Origin of the sequence: Tautonia sp. JC769, from assembly GCF_040717455.1 — a bacterium.
Taxonomy (GTDB): domain Bacteria; phylum Planctomycetota; class Planctomycetia; order Isosphaerales; family Isosphaeraceae; genus Tautonia.
The window spans coordinates 389,058-407,401 of the sequence record NZ_JBFEFH010000002.1; the positions used below are offsets into that span (position 1 = coordinate 389,058).

Here is an 18,344-nt window from a genome sequence, read left to right on the forward strand (position 1 = left end):
GCGAGGCGGCCCGCCGACCCGCGGCGGCTCGCAGGTCCGGCCGGGGATTCGGGGTGACGAGGACTCCCTCACCGATCGAGGTGCTGCAGCGGGCGTAGGATGGCCGAGGCGGGGCACCCTTTCCGGGGCCTGCAATCGGTCCCTCGGAGACCGAGCAGGCCGCTATGCCCCTTTTCGGATGCGCGAACGCCCATGGTTCTCCGAGGCTTCAGGCCGAAACCTCTTTAATAGAAACTTTGATCGAGACAAAACCATGTTGGAGATGCATTATTGATACCGGAATGGGCTGGCGTGACGAGCTTGAGCTCGGATCTCTCCTGACCATTGGTCACCGGCTGAACGGCCCGACTGTCCGCCCGGCGTGTGTCCCGGCGCCCCCGGCCCCACCGAAGTCCCCCGACCATCGCCGACCTCGCCTCCGCGAGTGAGGGCTTGTTCCCATGTCCCAACTCCTCCGGACCGGACCTTCGTTGACGATCCTGGAGGGGCCGATGGTCGGCCTCCGGTTCGGGCTCGAGCGGCCCTCGGCCGTCGTGGGGCGGGGGCCGAGTTGCGACCTCGTCCTGCCCGTCACCTCCGTCTCGCGGCGGCATGCCCGGATCGAGCTCCGGGGCGGCGGGTACACGCTGGAGGATCTGCGGAGCAGCGGCGGCACCCTCCTCAACGGCCGGCCCGTTCGCGGCGTGGTCCTGCTGAGCGACGGCGACCGGATCGGCATCGGCAGCTGCCTCCTCGGGTTCTCCGGCCCGCGGGTCGTTCCGGACGCCTGGCCCCCGGGCACCCCGGCCATCCTGAGCGAGCGGGAGACCTCCGAGACCGGCGAGATGGCCCTCATCGGCGTGCGGCCCGAGCAGAAGCTGGCGGCGATCCTGGAGATCTCGCGGGGGATCGCCGGTGCGCTCGACCTGGCGGGCGTGCTCGAGAAGGCCCTGGACGCCCTCTTCTCCGTGTTCCCCGGCGCGGAGCGCGGCCTGGTCGTGCTCAAGGGGGAGGCGAGCGGGGGGCTCTCCCCGACGGCGTTCAAGACCCGGGGCGGCCCGCAGGTCGCGCCGGCGGTGAGCCGGACGATCATGGAGTACGTGCTGTCCAAGGGGCGCGCGATCCTCAGCGTGGACGTGGCGACCGACGACCGATTCGCCGAGAGCAAGAGCGCGGAGGAGGCACACATCCGGACGGTGATGTGCGCCCCCCTGCGTGACCCCGATCGGCGCCCGTTCGGCATCCTGCAGCTCGACACCAGCTCGGGGAACGCGTGCTTCGCCGGCGACGACCTCGACCTGCTGGTGGCGGTGGCCGGCCAGGTCGCCCTGGCGGTGAACAACGCCCGGTTGCTGGAGCGATCGCACGAGGAGCGCCGGCGGTTGGCATTCCTGGCCGAGGTGGCGGACTGCCTGGGGGCCTCGCTCGACGTCGGGGAGATCCTCCCGGATGTGGCCGAGCTGGCGGTGCCCCGGCTGGCCGACCTCTGCCTGGTGGGCCTGGTCGGGCGAGGGGGGGAGATCCGCGGGGTGACGGCGGTGCACGCCGATCGGGACAAGCAGCAACTGGCGGAGGAGCTGCTGCGGCGCTACCCGCCCGACCCTGCCGGCGCCGACCCCGCGGCCCTCGCCCTGCAGACCGGCCGGGGGGTGGCCGGGGGCGAGGCCGAGGCCGGGGGGCTCGGGGCGATGGCGAGGGACGCCGAGCACCTGGCGCTGCTGCGGCGGCTGGGGGTCGGCTCCTGGCTGTCCGTGCCGCTGGTCGCCGGCGGCCGGACCCTGGGCGTCATCTCGCTCGCCTGCTCGGAAGGCCGCCGGCCCCTCGGGGCGGACGACCGGCTGGCCGCCGAGGTGATGGCAAGGCGGGTGGCGCTGGCGGTCGACAACGCACGGCTGTACCAGGAGGCCGAGGCGGCCAGCCGGGCGAAGGACCGCTTCCTGGCGGTCCTCTCGCACGAGCTCCGCACGCCGCTGACGCCCATCCTGCTGGCGGCCTCGGCGATGCTGGAGGGGGACGAGGTCCCGACCCGGTCGACGCTGGAGATGATCCGGCGGAACGTGGAGCTGGAGGTGCGGCTCATCGACGACCTGCTGGACGTCGTCCGCATCGGCCGGGGCGAGCTGGATCTCAAGATGCAGGTGGTCGACGTGCACGACGTGCTGGGGAGGGCCGTGGAGATCTGCCGTGAGGAGGTCAAGGCGGCGGGGATAGCCGTCGAGCTGGACCTGGGTGCCGCCTCGCACCACGTCCGGGCCGACCCCACGAGGCTGCTCCAGGTCGCCTGGAACCTGATCTGCAACGCGACCAAGTTCACGCCCCCCGGGGGGACGCTGACGATCCGCACGAGCGACGGGCCGCCGGGCGGGGCGGGCCGGCCCGCCGGCGAGCTCGTCGTCGAGTTCCGGGACACGGGCCCCGGGATCGAGCCGGCCTCGCTGGAGCGGATCTTCGAGCCCTTCGAGCAGGGGAACCCGGGCCTGCGCGGGCGGGCCGCCGGGATGGGGCTCGGGCTGGCCATCAGCCGGGCGATCGTCGATGCCCACGGGGGTTCCCTCGCGGCCCGGAGCGAAGGCCGCGGATCCGGCACGACCTTCCGGCTGGGGCTCTCCACGACCCCCTCGCCCGCCGAGGCCGGGGGGGGGCCGTCGGAGGCCCCCCGGCCGGACCCCGGGGGGGCGAAGTTGAGGATCCTCGTCGTGGAGGACAACCGGGATACCCGCCGCTTCCTGGCGATGGCCCTGAGGCGGAGGGAGATCGACGTGGTCGAGGCGGGCAGCGTGGCGGAGGCGAGGGAGGCGATGGGGCGGTCGCGGTTCGACCTGCTGCTGAGCGACATCGAGCTGGCCGACGGCACGGGGCTGGAGCTGATGCGCGAGGCGATCGCGGCCGGCACCACGGCGGGGCTCGCCATGAGCGGCTACGGCTCGGACGACGACGTGAGGCAGAGCCTCGCGGCGGGCTTCGCCGAGCACCTGACCAAGCCCCTGGACCTCCGGACGCTGGAGGAGGCGGTCCGGCGGGTCGCCCGGACTGCCGGGCCGGCGGCTCGGCACGTCCGCGGGCGGGGGGGGGCCGGGCCGTGAGGAGGCTCGACCCGTCGGGCGGCCCCCGGCCGCGGGGGCGAGCCCGCCGCCTCGCCGTGGGGCCAGTCCCCTTCCGGACGGCCCGCCGATCAACGCAGGGCCGCCCTAGCTAGCGTCCCCTCCGGAGGAGCCAGGCCGACCCCACGATGACCCGCCGGGCGGCCTGCGACACGGACGCCGGGAGCCTCGCGAGGGGGGCCCGGTCCGTCGGCGCCCCGGCCGGGGTCGGCGGCCTCTCGTCCACGTAGACCACCGGGAAGACGTCCTGCGAGCTCGGCAGGGGTGGGAAGCCGACGTCGGAGTCCTCGACGAGGTCGGCCTCCGGGTCGGACTCGAGCCACTGGATGATGAAGGCCTCGCCGGCCTCGTGTGAGGACTCCGAGGCCCCTCCCATCGACACCACCCGGCCCAGGGGGACCGTCCCGGAGGCGAACGGCTCGAGGGCCGCGGCGACCTCCGTGGGCACGGCATACCGCCCCCCGGGGTCCTTCATCATCATCCGGCGGATGACCGCGTCGAGCCCCGGCGGGCAGGACAACGCCAGGGCCTCGAGGGACTCGGCCTCGGCGATGCGGTGGGCGACCAGCTTCTCGGGCAGCGTGGGGGCGGGGAACGGCACCCGGCCGGCGATCATGTGATAGAGGCTGCAGCCGAGCGAGTAAATGTCGCTCTGGATGCCGATCGCCCGCGAGTTGCTGGCCTGCTCCGGCGAGAGGTAGTCGAAGGTGCCGACGGTCGAGCCCTCCCGGGTGAGGCGTTCGGCGTCCTCCAGGTCGATCGCCAGGCCGAGGTCCGCGAGCTTGACGACGCCGACCCGGTCGACGAGCATGTTCGAGGGGGTCACGTCCCGGTGCAGCAGGCCCTTGAGGTGCAGGTACTCCAGGCCGAGGGCGACCTGCCGGCCCACCTCGGCCGCGATCGCCGGGGGGAGCGCCCCGTGCTCCTCGATCAGCCGGGCGGCGCTCTTGCCCCCGATGTACTCCATGACGAGGTAGCGGGCCGAGGAGGTCTCCCCGAAGTCGAAGACCCGGATCAGGTGCTCGTCCTGGAGCTGCCCGGCGATCCTCGCCTCTCGGCCGAAGCGGGCCACCGCCCGGGGGTTCTTCCCCTGCTCGCCGGAGAGCAGCTTCATCGCGACCTGGCGGCCCAGCGTCGTGTCGCGGGCCAGGTAGACCTTCCCCATCCCCCCGCGTCCGATCGGCCTGAGCAGCTCGTACTTGCCGATCCTCAGGATCTTCAGCCGGCCGAGCAGCAGTTGCTGGGCCTGCCAGGCCGTGAGCTTCCCACGCGCGACCGCCTGGCGGGCGAGGCGACGATCCAGGGCCCTGGGGGTGAGCCGTTCCGGGTCAATCCCCTCGAGGCAGGAGGTGAGCGCCTCGGGGTCGATCAACCCGCTCCGGATCGCCGTCTGCCAGAACTTCGAGAGCTCCGGATTGACCACCATGGGGACGCGTCCTGACCGAAACGGGATTCGAGTGGGGATGTCGCCCGATCCGGGGTCATCCGTCGGGGAGCGGTCCCGACCGGTCACCGACGGCGACGCGGCGGGGAATCCGCTGCAGATCTGAGGCCGGTCCCCAATTATGGCGGAAATCCCGCTCGATCACAGGCCCTCCGTCGGGAGGGCCGAATTCATCTCCCCGACGACCCGCACCATCTCATCCCAGTAGGGGGGCAAGCCGCCCCACGGGTTGGGCATGGTGCCGTCGGTGACGAAGATGGAGCCGATCCCCTTCGCGCCGGCCTGTCGGACGGCCGCCTCCATCGCGTCCGCCGACGCGACGCCATGCGGCAGCGCGGCGAATCGCTCGGGGCGATAGCGGAGCCTCCAGAGGGGCATGTCGAACTCATCGAACCCTCGGGAGTTCTCGAACACGACGGCGAGGTCGGTGGCCCCCCGCTCGAAATAATCCTCGGCGCAGATGATGCCCGGGTTGGTGACGACCAGCGCGTCGCCGATCGCATTCCTCGCGGAGTCGTGCAGTTCGACATAGAGCCCCACGTCCTCGGCGTCGACGGATTGGGCATCCAGGAAGATGCCCCGGATCTCGGGATAGAAGCGGGCCCATCGGTCGATATCGGCCTCGATCGCCGGGCGGGGGCGGGCCCCGAACTCGGTGTTCACATAGCCGATCATCGTGAGCCCGGGAATGGCGGCGCCCCCGCGGATGACGTTCGCGTAGTCCTGGTTGGGGGCATCCCCGGGGCCGCTCGCGGGGTTGACGACCGCCACGATCGGGGCCCGAGCCGCCGAGGCGATCAGGCGTTTCCAGTCGTCCAGCCCCGATCCGCCCGGGTAGAAGTAGGCGGGGACCAGGATTTTCAGGGCCGACGGCCCCCGATCGGTCGGGGGCCGGGGCGTCACGACGTCGCCCCCGGGGGACGTGTCACCCCCCCCGCCCGAGGAGGCGGGGGGAGCAGAGGGCGGGTCCGGGTCCCCGCCGGGGGAGCCGGGCAAACGGGACCCGAGGAAGAGGCCGGCCGCCAGCAAGAGGGCCGCGCCGGCCGCCACGGCGATCGCTCGGCGCCGGGCCGACGGCCTGTCGACGGTCGGCTCCACCTCCGTCGTCGCGGGCGACCTCCTCGCCGCGTCGGCCCGGGGGGCGGTCGGCGTCGGCGGGTAGGCCGGCTGACCCGGCTCGCCCTGCGTCCTGAGGGCCGGGCCGGGCACGTCGGCCGGGCCGGGCGGGATGATCACGGTGGTCTCCTCCTCGGTCCTCCCGGGGCCGACGACGTCTCCGCAGACCGGGCACCTGGACAGCTTCCCGGGCTGCCAGGCCGAGGACCAGAAGACCTCCCCGCAGCTGCAGGCCGCGGGGGACATGCTCGTGCGGACCGCCTCGATCGAGGGGACCTCCAGGGCCACGCCGCACGACGGGCAGGGGGTCGCCGTCCCCGAGAGCCGGTCCCGCACCCAGAACTCGCTCTTGCAGGTACAGGTCATCGAAATCATCGCGATCGTCCCCCCAAAGTCCTGCCGGCCGGTGGGTGCCCATCCCGCCGCCCGATGTCACAGTTTATCAGATAGAACCGGACGCGTCCCACGGATCGAACGGGCCGGGGCCGGCTGCCCCGCGACGCCGCGCGTGGCCCGGGATGACGACCGACGCCCCGGGGCATGTCGAGGGGGAGGGCGGACGGGACGACCGGGGCCGGGAGCCGGTCGGGGCCCGGAGGCGACGGGCCCTCGACGCTCGGCGGGGGCGAGGGCCCGTCACGGCGACGCGTTGAACGCCCGGATCGCCTCGACCTGCTCCTCCCAGTAGGCCGGCAGGGTGTCCCAGGGGTTGGAGAGGACGTCATCGGTCAGGTAGACGTAGCCGGCGTTGTTCCGGATGGCCTTCTCGAGCGCGGCTTCCATGGCGTCGGCGGTCGGCACGTCGTAGACGAGGTTCGCGATGCGCCTGGGCCGATACTGCAGGAACCAGGGGATCAGGCCGTCGTAGGGCCGCTCGGCGGGGTAGGCGTCGAAGTTGGCGCCCAACGGCTCGGGCTCGAGGCTGATGTTGTCGAACTGATGCTTGACCCCGGCCGGGCCGAATTCCTGCTGCCAGGAGACCGAGACGAGGTTCGAGAAGCCGGAGAAGGTGAACGTGTCGAACTCCGGCACGCCGACGGGAGACTGGACGGTGAAGGACTGCTGGACCGTCCCGCCGCCGACCTGCTGCCCGGTGAAGGTCAGCGTGACCGGGTCGTTGGCCGCGTTGAAGAGGAAGTAGCGGGCCACGTCGATTGACCGCATCGTGAAGGGCTGCAGGTCGCGGCGGGTGAGCGTGATCGTCGCCTCCGTGCTCGCTCCGATGGCATTCGACCCCGCGTAGAACCCGAACGCATCCGTCCCGGGGGCGTAGAAGGAGGAGAGGAAGCCGTCCGGGGGGGCGATCGCGGTCAGCTGGAACTCCTGGCTCGGATCCTGATAGATGCCCGGGTAGAAGGCGCCGCCCGGCGGGACCAGGATCTCCTCGAAGTCGATCACGAGCCCCGGGCTGGCCTGCGGCCCCTCGAAGATGACCAGCGTGTCGGCCGATCGGAGATAGCCCTGGGCCGGGGCGAACGGGATCCCGACATTGCCGACGACGCGGAGCTCTCGGCCGACGACGAACTGGCTGAGCTTGATGTAGCAATACAGGGACTCGTAGTCCAGGGGCCCGGCCTGGTTGCCCATCTCGTCGAGGAAGATGCCGTCGACGTCATACCAGGAGAGATAGGCCCGGATCTCGGCGACCACGTCCCGCATCGGTCGGGAGCCGAAGCCCGTGGAGACGTAGCCGATGACCTTGCCCCCCGCCGCCCGGAGGTCGGTGACGGCCCGCACGTAGTCGGGGTTCTGCACGTGGCCGGGGCCGCTGGCCGGGTTCATGATGGCCTCGATCGGGATCTGCGAGGCCGCCTGATTGAGGTCATCCCAGGGGGACCCTTGCCACCAGGTGGGGTAGAAGTAGGCCGGGACGAGCGCCCTGACCCTGGAGGTGGACTGGGCCCCGGCCGGGGGGAGATACGTGTTCGTCAGCAGCACCGCGACGGCGAGCGGGACGAGGGCGCGGGCGAGATCGGCCAATCCGCACTTCGATCGGCGCATGGGTCGGGTCTCCGGGGTCGGGAGTGGCTCGCACGGCGGCCTTCGGCGGGGCCGCCGGGGGTGGGGAGTGGGTGAGGGATGACGGACGGCGGACCGTGGGAGCGTCCCCGATCGGCGCGTCGCCTCATCGTCGATGGGGGCGTCGCAGAGGGGCTCAACGTCCCCGGGGGAGGCGCCGGTGCCTCTGGAAATGGACTCGCAATCGTGTGTCGACGCAACCCTGCGTCCGGGTGACTGCCCGAGTGCCCGGCCCCCCGTCCCTGGGATGGGCATCTCGCGGCCGCGCCATTATAAACAAGACGAGAGAATTAAAAAAGCGGATATCGCGTATTTTTTTTCGGGGAGCGTTCGTCATCGGGATCCCGTCCTGGCTCGGATGCCGGAGGGGACAGGGCCGCCGCGGCTCGTCGTGAACGATCGGCAGCAATTCGCTCGCGGCGCGGGGATCACCGCGGCCGATGGCGTCGAGCAACCGGGGCGCTTCGGCCGGAGTGTCAGTCATCCTCGGATCGGCGCCCCGGCCGACGATCGCCGGCCGATCAGCCCAGCAAGGCCCGGATCGGTCGGCCGTCGGTCAGGAGGTGGGGGCGGTCGAGCGGGTCGCGCACGATCGTCTGGTGGGGGATGCCCATCAATTCATAGATCGTGGCGGTGATGTCCTGCGGGGTGACCGGATCGAGGGCGGGGTAGGCGGCGAACTGGTCGCTGGCGCCGAAGATGGCCCCGGCGGGCAGGCCGCCGCCGGCGAACAGGGCGGTGTAGCAGTGCGGCCAGTGGTCGCGGCCGTTGGCGTCGGCCCCGGCGTCGGAGGTGATCTGCCCCACGCGAGGGGTCCGGCCGAACTCCCCCAGGGCGACCACCAGCGTCTCATCGAGCAAGCGACGATCGTGCAAATCTTCAATCAAGGCCGAGAAGGCGCGATCGAACATCGGCAGGATCGACCGCCTCAACAGGGGGAAATGCTGGCGGTGCGTGTCCCAGGTCTGGTCGTACCGCGCCCCGGTGCAGAGGGTGACGGTGCGGACCCCCGACTCGATCAGGCGGCGAGCGAGCAGGGCACACTGGCCCAGGTGCGGCAGGCCGCCGAACTGCCTCGCCTCCTTCTCGCGGGGGTTGTCGGGGTCGAGGCCGTAACGCTCGCGGACCGATTCCGGCTCCTCCGACAGGTCGAACGCCCGGCGTGCCTGACGGCTGGAGACCAGTTCATACGCCTTCCGATAATGGGCGTCCATCCCATCGATCACCGGCCAGGCATGGTCGATCGAGCGATCGACGGCGTCGAGCAGCGACCGCCTCGCCTCCAGCCGGTCGAGCGGCACCTCGGCCGGCAGGGTCAGGCCCGGCACCTGATACTCGGGCAGGCTCGGGTCTCCCGAGACGAACGGCTGGCACTCGGCCCCCAGGAATCCGGCATCCTGACCCGGCAAGAACTGGCCGAGGTTGCTCATCCAGTCGGGCACGTGCACGAAGTCGGGCAGGGGGCGGCCCGTCGGCCGGAGCTTCGCCAGCACCGCGCCGAAGGGGGGGAAGTTCTCGGGCCTCGGGCCGACGATCAGGCTCCCTCCCGAGACCGGCGGTTTGCCCGTCAGGGCGAAATAGGCCCCGGCGTTGTGGTCGACGATCGCGTGATGGACCGAGCGCACGAGCGTCAGATGATGGGCAATCCTGCTCGTCATCGGCAGGTGCTCGCAGACCTGCAAGCCCGGCAGCGAGGTGTCGATCGGCCGGAAATCGCCCCGGACGTTCTCCGGCGCCTCGGGCTTCATGTCCCAGAGGTCCTGATGCGCCGGGCCGCCTTCGAGGAAGAAGAAGATCAAGGACTTCGCCTTCCCCCCCGCCGGGTCGGCCGCCCGGATCAGATTCGGCAAGGTCAGGCCCCCGAGCGTCCCCGCGCCGATCCGCAGCACGTCTCGACGGGTCGGTCCGAGGCCCGGGCGACGGGGCCGGGAAGTGAGCCGAAGCATCGTCCCCTCCGTTGGATTGAGGGTCGGGGCGAAGGGCAGTGCAGGGCAAGGGCGGGCCCGGGAGGCCTCGTCCCGATTCAATGCGTTCTCATGTTACGGCCGATCGATCCGGGTCGCAAGGCAACGCATCGCCGGGGGCCTCGATCGCCCCGCACTCAGGCCGGGGGGGGCGTCACGTTCGCCTCGGTCGGCGGCACGATCTGCTCGTTCGACATCCAGCGGCGGGCCTTGTCGCGGTGCTCGGCGGTGACGAAGGCGGAAATCGCCGTCAACGCCCCGGTCAGCACGGTCACGTCGTCCATCAGGCCGACAACCGGGATGGCGTCGACGATGGCGTCGATCGGCAGCACGAAGTAGGCCAATGCCGCGGCGGCCACCCCCTTGACCCACTTCGGCGTGCTCGGGTCGAGCATGCAGAAGTAGGCGGCGGCCACGTCCTCGGCCATCGGCAGCTTCGTCAGGAACGTGCGGGCCTTGGCCGCGAACCCGTCGCGGACGTACTGCTCGTTCTTCTCCTGGTCGTTGCCGACGTAGACCTCGGGCACGATCGGCTCGGCCGGGGGGGCGACCCCCGTCTCGGCCTCGGCCTTGCGGAACCATCGGAAAATACGCTCATTCATGAGACGGACTCGGCAAGGGGAAGGCTGCGCACGGGTGGACGAGGGCGGGGGAGGCGAAACCGCTCGCAGAGGAGCAAAGTCGCCGAGGAGGTCCCGAAGGAGTACCGCCGATCATTGGTTCGCGATTGGTGTCCCGTGGCCCTCTCTCTCCGCGACTCCGCGAGCAATCCCGCCCTCTTTTCGGGGCGGGACCGCTCGCAGAAACGCCAATCGGATCAGGACGCTCAGGCCCGTTCGCTGCGGACGAAGTCGAGGGCGCGCTGCGCCCGGCTCATCAGGTCGTCCACCTGCTCGGTCGATTCCAGGCCGACGACGATCATGTCCACGACGCCCAGCCCGAAGACGAACCGCAGCGAGGCGTCGCGCCGCTCCGGCTCCTTGAACTGGCCGTTGCCGCAGATCTTCATGCCGATCACCCCCTTGCCGGCATTGTGCATGATCCGGAGCTGATCGGTCACCTCGCTCGGGTCGGCGCTGTCCATCGCCACCGCTTCGGGGTTGACGCGGGCCAGGTCGACCTCGACCCACGGGTGCTGCGCCGCGACCCGCAGCGGGTCCATGCCGTGGCAGCTCACGCCGTGGGCCCGGACGAGGCCGGCCTCCTTGGCCTCGCTGATGTATTCCATCGCGCCGGCCTTCTTGTCGGTCCAGTCGGCCGTCTGCATGCAGTGGAGCAGGAGCGTATCGACATACTCGACATCCAGTTCCATGCGGAAGCGTTCCAGGTGGCTCTTGGCCTCCCGGTAGTCGTTCGCGTGGGTCTTCGTCTGGATGACGTACTGGTTGCGGGGGATCCCCTTGAGGGCCTCGCGCAGATAATGGTGGCTGCCGTACTGGTCGGCCACGTCGAAGAATCGGATGCCGGAGTCGAAGGCGTGGCGGATCACCCGCGAGCATTCCTTCACGCCGAGCTTCGTCTGGTTGCTCGACTGGTTCACGCCGTTGCTGCCGGTCCCCATGCCGATCAGCGACACCTCGATGCCGGTGTTGCCCAGGGTGACGGTGTCGGTCGGGCCGTCGGGCACCCGGTTCAAGGGTCGGGCCATTCCCGAGGCGTGGCTGGTGTTCGCCAGGGCGACGGCGGCCCCGGCTGCGGCGGTCCCGGCGAGAAACCCTCGGCGGTGGATCGGCGACATCATGGCCCTGGCCTCCGGTATCAAACGAGCAAAACGAGACGAGACGATGTGAATGAGCTGGGAACGGCGTCACCTCCCCGGCCCCATTCCTCCCCGGTCGGCAGGCACGACTCCCGGCCCGACCGGCCCGAACACGCCCGGCTGCGGGATCCGCCCGCGGTCGGGCGGATCCCGTTTCGCCAGCCGGCGCGTCGATCGTGTATTCTATCGACCCGATCGGCCGGTTCGCCAGAGTCGATGGGCGGCCCATCGGCCCGTCGGGCCGTGGCCGATGGGCCTCTCCTCCGGATACAGTGGACAGCACGCCCCGGCCCGATCGCCGAGCAGCCCCCGAATCCCTCCCTTCCCGCCGCGGTGCGCCCGAGTGAGTGAGAGTGACGCGATGTTCACAGGATTGGTCGAAGTCCTCGGTCGCATCGATCGCGTGGTCGAGGAAGCCAACGGCCGCCGCCTCCTGATCCGCTGGCCCGACCTCAGCCCCGATTCCCCCTTCAGCCTCGGCGAGAGCATCGCCGTCAACGGCTGCTGCCTGACGGTCGTCTCGCACGACGGCGAGGTCTTCGAGGTCCAGGCCGGGCCGGAGACCCTCGCGCGGACCACCCTGGGCCGCCGTCGCGAGGGCGACCCGGTCAACCTGGAGCGTTCGCTCCGCGTCGGCGACCGCCTGGGCGGGCACTTCGTGCAGGGGCACGTCGATACCACCGCCGAACTCGTCGAACGCCGGCCCGAAGGCGAGTGGGACTTCCTCCGCTTCCGCCTCGACCCCCGCTGGACCCCGCTCCTGGTCGAGAAAGGCTCGATCGCCGTCGACGGCGTCAGCCTGACCCTCGTCACCGTCGGCGACGACGACTTCTCCGTCATGCTCATCCCCCACACCCTGGCCGTCACCACCCTCGGCACCCTCACCCCCGGCGATCGCGTCAACATCGAGGCGGATATGCTGGCCAAGCATGTGAGGAAATTGCTGGGGAAGGAATGAAGCGGGGAGCAGAAGATCGGACGCAGAGTCGCGGAGACGCAGAGAAGATGAGAGGTCAGAGGAGAGGGGAGAGAGGCCAAAGAGGAGAGAAATGAAGGGGGAAGTACAATGAGAGAGAACGAGATTTCGGGGATGATTGTGGATGCAGCATACAAGATTCATACGGGGTTGCTGGAGTCGGTGTATGAGGCGACGATGGTGTACGAACTGAAACGAAGAGGGTTGGCAGTCGAGACCCAGCAAGGGATTCCGGTAGTGTATGAAGACGTGAAACTTGATCTCGGCTCCCGTGCCGATCTGATCGTCGATCGATTGGTGCTCGTCGAACTGAAATCGATCGATCAGGTTGCTCCTGTCCATCGCATGCAACTGCTCACCTACCTCCGCCTCACCGGACTTCGCCTCGGTCTCCTTCTCAATTTCAACGTCGCCTTGATCAAGGACGGCATCACCCGCGTCGTCTACGGTCTCCACTAACCTCTTACTCTTCCTCCTCTTTCCCCCTCTTCTCCCCGTCTCTGCGTCTCTGCGCGAGGTCCCCTCCCCATGTCCACCCCCCGCCAAACCCTCACCTACCTCCGCCACCTCTTCGGCCACCGCGGCATCGCCCCCAACCGGCGGTATGGCCAGAATTTCCTCATCGACCTGAACACGCATGACCTGATCGCCCGCACTGCCGAGCTTGCCCCCGAGGACGTGATCCTCGAGGTCGGACCCGGCGCCGGTGCCCTGACCACCCTCATGGCCCCGAAGGTCTCGGCCGTCGTCACGGTCGAGATCGACCCCGCCATGGCCCTGCTCACGCGCGAGGCCGTCTCCGGCCTGCCGAATGTCCGGGTCCTGCAACTCGACGCCCTCGCGAAGAAATCCGAGATCAACCCCGAGGTCCTCGACAACGTCCAGGCCGGCCTGGCCGTCGCCCCCGATCGCCGCCTGAAGCTCGTGGCCAACCTGCCCTACAACGTGGCCACGCCCATCATCAGCAACCTGCTCGTCCATCCCGATCTCTGCCCGGCCTTGATGGTCGTCACCATCCAGCGCGAGCTGGCCGACCGCATGCTCGCCGGGCCGAACACCGAGATGTACGGCTCGCTCTCGGTCATGGTCCAGGCCCTGGCCGACGTCGAGATCGTCCGCATCCTCTCGCCCAAGGTCTTCTGGCCGCAGCCGAGGGTCGAGTCGGCCATCATCAAGATCGTGCCCGACGCCGAGAAACGCGCGGCCATCCCCGACCTCCCCTGGTTCCACGAGGTCGTCCGCCGCGTCTTCACCCTCCGACGCAAGAACCTCCGGGGCGTCCTCTACAGCCTCTGGAAACCGAACTGGACCGGCAAGCCCGAGGTCGACGCCCTGCTCGAATCGATCGACCTGACCGGCGACGTCCGCGCCGAGGCCATGAACGTCGCCGAATTCATCGATCTCGCCGAGGCCCTCCGTGCCCGGTTCGGCCGCGACCCGCTCACCCTGCCCGACCCCAACGACACCGACTCTCCCGCCTACGATTTCCACCACCGCGACGACGACGACGGCGATTCCGAAGGCGAAGGCGACGGCGGCGATGGGGGCGGCGACGGCGGCGGCGACGGCTGATCGTCACCCCGGGATCGCGGCGCGTGCCCCGGTCCCTCATCTCGAACACGATCGAACGCATTCGAACGGGAGGGACACGGGCGTGACGCTCGACCTCGGCAATGGGTGGCGGCTGGTCCTGGCCGTCGGCAGGGACGGCGGCCTCTGGATCGCGGCCGGGGCGGTCGCGATCGCGATGCTGCTGCTCCTCTCGCGGTACGAGCGCCGCCTCATCCCCCGGAAAACAGGCCGGCTCCTGCTGGCCCTGCGGATCGCGGCCGCCCTCGCCCTGGTCGTCGCCCTCCTCGAACCGATCGCCGCGCGCTCCTGGACCGAACGGGTCGAAGGACGCCTGCTCATCGGTGTCGATCTCTCTGCAAGTATGGAAACGGCCGACGCCCGACGACCCCCCGACGAGGCCGCCCGCCTCCGCAATGCCCCCGGCCTCGCCCCCCCGGCCGACGACGCCTCAACTCCCCCCACCCGCCTCGCCACCGCCTCCCGCATCCTCCGCGGCGACGCCCTGGCCGAGCTGGATCGCCTGTTCGCCCTCGAAGCGTTCGGCTTCGCCCGCCCCACCACCCCCGCCGACCTCGACACCCTGGCCCGCGCCCTCGATCATCGCGAACCCCTCACCGACGACCCGACCGACCCCCTCGCGACCGACTGGGGGACCGTCCTCGAACGCGCCCTCGCCGGTGATGAATCCGCACCCGTCCTCGGCGTCGTCCTCCTGACCGATGGCCTCCGCAATTTCCCCCCCGATGATTCTCGATCCGCCGACCCCGCCGACGCACTCGCCCGCGCCGGCATCCCCGTCTTCCCCGTCCTGATCGGCTCGACGATTCCCCCCCGAGACGCCGCGATCACCGCCGTCCGGGCCCCCGAATCCACCTTCTCCGGCGACTCCCTCTCCATCGACGTCGAGGTCAAGGCCGATGGATTCGACCCCGGCACCGAGATCCCCGTCACCCTCGACGTCCCCGGCCTCGAGCCCCTCCGCGAGGTCATCCCCGCCGGCCCCGACGGCTCCCGCGCCGTGGCCTCGTTCCGCCTGACGCTCGAAGACCCCGGCGCGCTCGAACTCGTCGCCACCGTCGAACCCCCCGACGGCCCCGACGAACGCCCCGAGAACGACCGCCGCACCGCTCCCCTCGTCGTCAGCGACGAACCCGCTCGCGTCCTGCTCGTCGATGCCGAGGCCCGCTGGGAGTTCCGCTACCTCCGCGCCGCCCTCGATCGCGACCGCCGGGTCGAACTCTCCCCCGTCCTCCTCGCCCCGCCGCCCCCTTCCGGCGCATCGGCCCCGACCTTCGCCGACGCCCTTCCCCCCGCCCCCGCCGAGGGCTCCGACGATCCCGACCCGCTCACCGATTTCGACGTGATCCTCCTCGGCGACCTCCCCCCCGCGCTCGCATCCGAGGATCTCTGGAATCGCCTACATGCCTATGTCTCCGATCACGGCGGCACCCTCATCCTCACCTCCGGCCCCCGCTCCTGGCCGTCCTCCTGGCAAGGGGACGACCTGGCCAGGGCGCTCCTGCCCGTGCTCGATCCGACCCTCCTGCCCATCGACCCCGCCGCCGTCGACCCCGGGCGCGCCACCCTGCCCCCCGGCATCCCCGTCGTCCCCGCCGACGAGGCCGCCGCCCAGCCGGGCGCCTGGCCGATGCTCCAGTTCGCCGCCGACCCGCCCGCGAACCGCGCCGCCTGGGAAGGGCTCGCCCCCTTGCCCTGGGTCCTCGCCGGCCAGCCCAAGCCGGGGGCCACCCCCTTGCTCGTGCCCAATCAACCCGAAGCGAACCCATCGACGCGTGCCGTGGCCGCTGCGCATCCGTACGGCCTGGGCAAGGTTGTCTGGATCGGCACCGACGGCACCTGGCGCTGGCGGCTCCGGGTCGGCGACGCCTACCACCACCGCTTCTGGGGCCAATTGATCCGCTGGGCCGCCGAGGCCAGCCCCCCCAGCGGCAACCGCCTCGTCCGCTTCGGCCCCGACCGCCCCGCCGTCCCCTCCGGCGCCCCGGTCCCCCTCATCGCCCGCTTCTCCAGCGACGTCCCCGGCGTCGGCCCCGACCTCCTCGCCGCCGTCCGCCTCTACAACGCCGACCCCGACCCCGACGCCACCCCTCCCGACCCCGACTCCTCCCCCCCGACCGACCCCCTCGCCCTCATCCCGCTCCATCCCTCACCCGACCGCCCCGGCACCTTCGAGGCCCTCACCCCCTCCTTGCCCCCCGGCCGCTACCGCGCCCTGCTCGACGCCCCCTCCCTCTCCCTGTTCTTCGCCTCCTCCGGCCTCCCCGCCCCCGAGTCCACCTTCACCGTCTCCCCCGAGCCCACCACCGAGCTGATCGACCTCGCCTCCGACCCCTCCCTCCTCTCCACCCTCGCCTCCCGCACCGGCGGCCGGCTCCTCCCCGACTCCTCCGCCGGCCAGCTCCCCTCCCTCCTCCGCTCCCAGACCCTCTCCCGCACCCTCACTGCCGAGACCCCCCTCTGGGACACCCCCCTCGGCCTCCTCGCCTTCTTCTCCCTCCTCACCGCCGAATGGCTCCTCCGCAAGCGCGCGGGACTCCCTTGACGACATCGGCCTTCAGGAGGCGATCTCCGGGCACGACACGCATTTCAATCGTCTCGGCATTGATGTGTTCGCGTGAAACAACGGTCGGATCGCCACGTTGTTGACAGGCATTCATGCACCGCGATACGATCCATCCGTCCCGGCCCCCTGAAGGCGCCGCGAAGAGCGACCACGTCCCACTCATCCCGATCACCTGTCTGATCCGATGATGATTCGCTCGTATTCCGATCGCTTCGGGCGATGGGCTGCCGCGTTCCCCCCCTTCGATGCGGAGGATTCTCGACGATGAGATGTGCGTGCCTGGTGGTATGTTCCTGGTTCGTTGCGTCGTCGCTGGCGGCGGTGGCGCAAGACGGCCCCTCGCGTGAACTCTATCGTGCGTCCGTCTTCAACCGGAACATCCCCATCCTCCGGGAGATCTCCGAGGATGGGCTCTATATCAGTCACACGGCCAGGCAAGTGATCCGGAACAGCCAGGCCGAGATCCAGCTCGACGGGCAACCGTTCGAAGGCGACGGGATTTCCGGCACCACCTGGCCCGCGGCGACGATGCAGGTGGTCCAGCAGACCCGCGACGGCTCGATCGTGGCGGTCGTGAGCCAGTTGCAGAGCACTCGCCAGGATGAGAGCCCCTTCAACAAGGAGCTGCCGGCCTTCGAATCGATCCTCTACGACGCCCCGCCCGGGGTCGTCGTCCGATTCCCGGCCGAGGTCCGCGGGACCATCCCCGAACTCACCACCTCCTTCTTCGGGGCCCCCCACACGCTCCGGCTGGTCGCGGCCGAGCGTTCCGGCCACCGGATCGGCGACATCGACCTGCGAGCCCCCAAGGCCCCCAGGCAATCGCTCTCGATCCGATCTCCCCTGGACCGCTGGACCAGCCCCCTCGACCGGATCGTCCTCGGCAACGGCGCGTCCTTCATCGACTCGAACCTTCGCCTGGTCAACCTGTCCGGTCGCGGGCCGGAATCGGTCCGGCTGGACTTCATCAACAAGGTCCCGAGCCGGTTCTCCAACTCGGCGGGCCGGCTCTCCCCGAGCCTCGACGATCAGTCCTTGCTGGCCCATTACCAGGAAGGCCTGATCCTCTGGAGTTTCTCGGGCCAGCAGCGAGCCGCCTTCTCGTACGATCCCGCGGAGATCCCGCCCAACCAGGCCTACTTCGTGGCCATGCTGGCCGACGACCGTGCCCTCCTGATGAATCGTGACGACCAACTGTTCCTCATCGACCTCGGAGCCCGATCCATCCTGGCCCGCCATCGGGTCAATGCCATCCTGAACGAACCCGGGATCCAGTACGTGGCCGGTTCCGGCACCTATGTCTGCATGAAGGCCGCGGTTGGCCAGGAATCCCGCGCCATGTGCCTCAAGATCGACGGCGACACGATCGAGGGACCCTGGTGGGCCCCCGACCCCGAGACCGGCCGGCCGCTCACCCACGTCACGAACCTCGGCGCCGCCCGCCGCGCCCCCACCCTCGCCGTCGAAACCGGTGGCCATCCGACCAGCCGGCTCACCCCCGACGAGCGCCGCCAACTGCTCCCCCGCATCCTCCTCGTCGACCTCGACCAGCTCACCCGCGCCGCCCCTCCCGAACCCGAGGACACCCCCGCCCCGATCCGTCGCGGCCGATCGCCCCAGTAAGGCACCTCATGCCCCGCAGATTCGACCCCGACACCTCGCCCGGCGGCGGCCGACACGTTGTTGCGCCCCGCGTCTCTCCTGTCTCGTGTCGCGGCCACGACGTGATATGACCATGCTGATCGCTTCCTCTCCCGGGAGGCCCGCACGCCGCTCGACGCGGGTGTCGTCCCTGCCTCCCGGCGGTCGATCCTCAGCCACGTCCCCTCC

The 18,344-nt window shown here is 70.4% G+C and carries 12 protein-coding genes; 6 read left to right on the top strand and 6 right to left on the bottom strand.

Going from position 1 to position 18,344, the window contains the following annotated elements:
* The first annotated feature begins 440 nt into the window (after positions 1-440).
* Positions 441-3,062 carry an ATP-binding protein gene (locus tag AB1L88_RS04050; RefSeq protein ID WP_367095346.1) on the top strand — a complete coding sequence of 874 codons (2,622 nt, stop codon included), beginning with the start codon at positions 441-443 and terminating at the stop codon, positions 3,060-3,062.
* Positions 3,063-3,171: 109 nt separating this feature from the next.
* On the opposite strand, the gene AB1L88_RS04055 is transcribed toward AB1L88_RS04050, so the two are convergent.
* The 6 genes from AB1L88_RS04055 to AB1L88_RS04080 all read right to left on the bottom strand — a co-directional run bounded on the left by AB1L88_RS04055 (position 3,172) and on the right by AB1L88_RS04080 (position 11,364).
* Complete coding sequence (locus AB1L88_RS04055) at positions 3,172-4,506, bottom strand: serine/threonine-protein kinase (protein ID WP_367095347.1); 1,335 nt, start codon at positions 4,504-4,506, stop codon at positions 3,172-3,174.
* A 159-nt stretch (positions 4,507-4,665) separates the two neighbouring features.
* Positions 4,666-6,006, bottom strand: coding sequence for a spherulation-specific family 4 protein (locus tag AB1L88_RS04060; RefSeq protein ID WP_367095348.1), 1,341 nt, complete (start codon positions 6,004-6,006; stop codon positions 4,666-4,668).
* A 270-nt stretch (positions 6,007-6,276) separates the two neighbouring features.
* On the bottom strand, positions 6,277-7,641 hold the full coding sequence (locus AB1L88_RS04065; protein WP_367095349.1) for a spherulation-specific family 4 protein: 1,365 nt from the start codon (positions 7,639-7,641) through the stop codon (positions 6,277-6,279).
* A gap of 539 nt (positions 7,642-8,180) precedes the next feature.
* Positions 8,181-9,605 carry a DUF1501 domain-containing protein gene (locus AB1L88_RS04070; RefSeq protein ID WP_367095350.1) on the bottom strand — a complete coding sequence of 475 codons (1,425 nt, stop codon included), beginning with the start codon at positions 9,603-9,605 and terminating at the stop codon, positions 8,181-8,183.
* A gap of 155 nt (positions 9,606-9,760) precedes the next feature.
* The gene (locus AB1L88_RS04075) at positions 9,761-10,225 is read right to left on the bottom strand and encodes a YkvA family protein (protein ID WP_367095351.1); all 465 of its coding nucleotides are present in this window, start codon (positions 10,223-10,225) and stop codon (positions 9,761-9,763) included.
* Positions 10,226-10,449: 224 nt separating this feature from the next.
* The gene (locus AB1L88_RS04080; protein ID WP_367095352.1) at positions 10,450-11,364 is read right to left on the bottom strand and encodes an aldo/keto reductase; all 915 of its coding nucleotides are present in this window, start codon (positions 11,362-11,364) and stop codon (positions 10,450-10,452) included.
* 379 nt (positions 11,365-11,743) lie between these two features.
* Between AB1L88_RS04080 and AB1L88_RS04085 the strand changes: the two genes are divergently transcribed.
* The 5 genes from AB1L88_RS04085 to AB1L88_RS04105 all read left to right on the top strand — a co-directional run bounded on the left by AB1L88_RS04085 (position 11,744) and on the right by AB1L88_RS04105 (position 18,137).
* Positions 11,744-12,340 (top strand): riboflavin synthase, encoded by a 597-nt coding sequence (locus tag AB1L88_RS04085; RefSeq protein WP_367095353.1) that lies wholly within the window; start codon positions 11,744-11,746, stop codon positions 12,338-12,340.
* 108 nt (positions 12,341-12,448) lie between these two features.
* Complete coding sequence (locus tag AB1L88_RS04090; RefSeq protein WP_367095354.1) at positions 12,449-12,817, top strand: GxxExxY protein; 369 nt, start codon at positions 12,449-12,451, stop codon at positions 12,815-12,817.
* A gap of 69 nt (positions 12,818-12,886) precedes the next feature.
* Entirely contained in the window at positions 12,887-13,930 is a 1,044-nt protein-coding gene (gene rsmA / locus AB1L88_RS04095; RefSeq protein WP_367095355.1) for a 16S rRNA (adenine(1518)-N(6)/adenine(1519)-N(6))-dimethyltransferase RsmA, read from the top strand.
* An 82-nt stretch (positions 13,931-14,012) separates the two neighbouring features.
* Complete coding sequence (locus AB1L88_RS04100; protein WP_367095356.1) at positions 14,013-16,493, top strand: hypothetical protein; 2,481 nt, start codon at positions 14,013-14,015, stop codon at positions 16,491-16,493.
* A gap of 285 nt (positions 16,494-16,778) precedes the next feature.
* Complete coding sequence (locus AB1L88_RS04105) at positions 16,779-18,137, top strand: hypothetical protein (protein WP_367095357.1); 1,359 nt, start codon at positions 16,779-16,781, stop codon at positions 18,135-18,137.
* Positions 18,138-18,344 lie beyond the last annotated feature (207 nt).

Excerpts from the sequence above, each read along its gene's own strand:
- AB1L88_RS04050 (WP_367095346.1), top strand. The coding sequence starts at position 441 with ATGTCCCAACTCCTCCGGACCGGACCTTCGTTGACGATCCTGGAGGGG.
- AB1L88_RS04055 (WP_367095347.1), bottom strand. The coding sequence starts at position 4,506 with ATGGTGGTCAATCCGGAGCTCTCGAAGTTCTGGCAGACGGCGATCCGG.
- AB1L88_RS04060 (WP_367095348.1), bottom strand. The coding sequence starts at position 6,006 with ATGACCTGTACCTGCAAGAGCGAGTTCTGGGTGCGGGACCGGCTCTCG.
- AB1L88_RS04065 (WP_367095349.1), bottom strand. The coding sequence starts at position 7,641 with ATGCGCCGATCGAAGTGCGGATTGGCCGATCTCGCCCGCGCCCTCGTC.
- AB1L88_RS04070 (WP_367095350.1), bottom strand. The coding sequence starts at position 9,605 with ATGCTTCGGCTCACTTCCCGGCCCCGTCGCCCGGGCCTCGGACCGACC.
- AB1L88_RS04075 (WP_367095351.1), bottom strand. The coding sequence starts at position 10,225 with ATGAATGAGCGTATTTTCCGATGGTTCCGCAAGGCCGAGGCCGAGACG.
- AB1L88_RS04080 (WP_367095352.1), bottom strand. The coding sequence starts at position 11,364 with ATGATGTCGCCGATCCACCGCCGAGGGTTTCTCGCCGGGACCGCCGCA.
- AB1L88_RS04085 (WP_367095353.1), top strand. The coding sequence starts at position 11,744 with ATGTTCACAGGATTGGTCGAAGTCCTCGGTCGCATCGATCGCGTGGTC.
- AB1L88_RS04090 (WP_367095354.1), top strand. The coding sequence starts at position 12,449 with ATGAGAGAGAACGAGATTTCGGGGATGATTGTGGATGCAGCATACAAG.
- rsmA (WP_367095355.1), top strand. The coding sequence starts at position 12,887 with ATGTCCACCCCCCGCCAAACCCTCACCTACCTCCGCCACCTCTTCGGC.
- AB1L88_RS04105 (WP_367095357.1), top strand. The coding sequence starts at position 16,779 with ATGAGATGTGCGTGCCTGGTGGTATGTTCCTGGTTCGTTGCGTCGTCG.